The sequence below is a fragment of the Amycolatopsis sp. SID8362 genome (assembly GCF_010550475.1).
Taxonomy (GTDB): Bacteria; Actinomycetota; Actinomycetes; order Mycobacteriales; family Pseudonocardiaceae; genus Amycolatopsis; species Amycolatopsis eburnea.
In genome coordinates this window covers 1-1,930 of the sequence record NZ_JAAGNB010000258.1, presented here as the reverse complement: position 1 = coordinate 1,930, position 1,930 = coordinate 1, and the positions used below count along the sequence as shown (strand labels likewise).

At 73.5% G+C, this 1,930-nt stretch carries 2 protein-coding genes and 1 pseudogene; all 3 read left to right on the top strand.

Features of this window, described 5'->3' with window-relative positions:
* Window positions 1–591: pseudogene (locus G3I65_RS08850) on the top strand (glutamyl-tRNA reductase); the annotation flags it as partial.
* Between the two features lie 2 nt (window positions 592–593).
* A complete protein-coding gene (hemC, locus tag G3I65_RS08845; RefSeq protein ID WP_309235341.1) occupies window positions 594–1,541 on the top strand; it encodes a hydroxymethylbilane synthase in 948 nt (315 codons plus the stop codon).
* A gap of 76 nt (window positions 1,542–1,617) precedes the next feature.
* Window positions 1,618–1,930 (top strand): SAM-dependent methyltransferase (locus G3I65_RS08840; RefSeq protein WP_239070875.1); only part of this gene is annotated, 313 nt, incomplete at its 3' end.

Here is a 1,930-nt window from a genome sequence, read left to right as displayed (position 1 = left end):
GCGGTGCGCGAAGCCGACGTCGTGATCTGCTGCACCGGCGCGCAGGACGCTGTCTTCACGCCGGAGCACGTGCTGCCCCGCGGCGGCCGCGCCCTGGTCGTCTGCGACCTCGGCCTGCCGCGCGACGTCGACCCGGCGGTCGGCGAGCTCGACGGCGTCCGCGTGGTCGACCTGGCCACGATCCAGCGCCGGATGCGTGAAGCCGGCACCCCGACCACCGAGCGCCAGACCGCCAAGGCGACCGGGATCGTCCTCGACGAGGTGCGCGACTACCTCGCCGGGCAGCGCAGCGCCGAGGTGACCCCGACCGTGACGGCGTTGCGCAAGCGCGCGGCCGAGGTCGTCGACGCCGAGCTGCTCCGGCTGGACAACCGGCTCCCCGAGCTCGACGCCGGGGTCCGCGAAGAGGTCGGCCGCACGGTCCGCCGGGTGGTCGACAAGCTGCTCCACGCGCCGACGGTGCGGGTCAAGCAGCTGGCCGCCGAGACGGCCGACACCGACTACGCGAACGCGTTGCGAGAACTGTTCTGCCTCGACCCGCAGGCACCGGCCGCCGTGGCGAGCCCGAAGCCCCCAGCAGAGAAGAAGTAGTAGTGACCAGAGTCATTCGCATGGGCACGCGCGGCTCCAAGCTCGCGCTCGCCCAGACCGGGACCGTCGCCGACGCCCTGCGCGCCACCGGCGCCGAGGTCGAGATCGTCAAGGTGACCACGCCCGGTGACCAGTCCTCCGCGCCGATTCCCACGATCGGGGTCGGCGTCTTCACGTCGGCGTTGCGGGAAGCCTTGCTGCGCAACGAAGTCGACGTCATCGTCCACTCGTACAAGGACCTGCCGACGACGCCGGAGCCGGGCATCACCCTGGCCGCCGTGCCGCCGCGCGAGGACCCGCGGGACGCGCTCATCGCGCGCGACGGGCTCACGCTGGGCGAGCTGCTGCCCGGGGCCACGGTGGGCACCGGCTCGCCGCGGCGCACCGCGCAGCTGCGCGCGCTGGGCCTCGGTTTGGAAATCGTGCCGATTCGCGGCAATATCGACACCCGCATGCGCAAGGTGACCGACGGCGAGCTCGACGCCGTGGTGCTCGCGCGTGCCGGACTGGCCAGGGTCGGACTGGCCGAGGCGATCACCGAGACCCTCGACCCGATCCAGATGCTGCCCGCGCCCGCACAGGGCGCGCTGGCGGTGGAGTGCCGGTCCGCCGACGTGGACCTGGAGCAGCTGCTCACATCCACTTTGGACGACGAGGGCACGCGGGCCGCGGTGACGGCCGAGCGGGCCCTGCTGGCCGCGCTCGAGGCGGGGTGCAGCGCGCCGGTGGGCGCGCTCGCCGAGATCGTCGAAGATCTCGACGCCGAGGGCAAGGTCGTGGAACGGATCTCGCTGCGCGGCACCGCCGCGGCCGAGGGCGAGAACGGTGCGGTGGACATGGTCCGGGCCATCGCACTGGCCGACAAGGACCAGGCTGCCCAGCTGGGCAAGGACCTGGCCGCCGAGCTGCTGGACCTCGGAGCCGGAGTCCTCTCCGGACCCACCCAGTAGCGCTCTCGCGAGCGCTTCGAAGACGTAGGAGACCTGTGGCAGTGCGATCGCGCACGGCCGCCGCAAGAGGAGAGAAATGACCCCCGCGCGAAAGACCACCGGGCGCGTAGCGTTCGTGGGCTCCGGGCCCGGCGACGCCGGCCTGCTCACGGTCCGTGCCCAGGAGCTGCTGACCAAGGCCGAGGTCGTGGTGACCGACCCCGACGTGCCCCAGGCCGTGCTGGCCATGGCCGCCGAGGGCGCCGAGGTCCGGCCCGCCGTCGGCGAGGCCGCCGAGGTCGCCAAGGACCTGACCGCCGAAGCCAAGGCCGGCCGGCTGGTGCTGCGGCTGGTCGCGGGCGACCCGCTGACCACCCCGGCCGTGGTGGCCGAGGTCCAGGCGGTCGCGC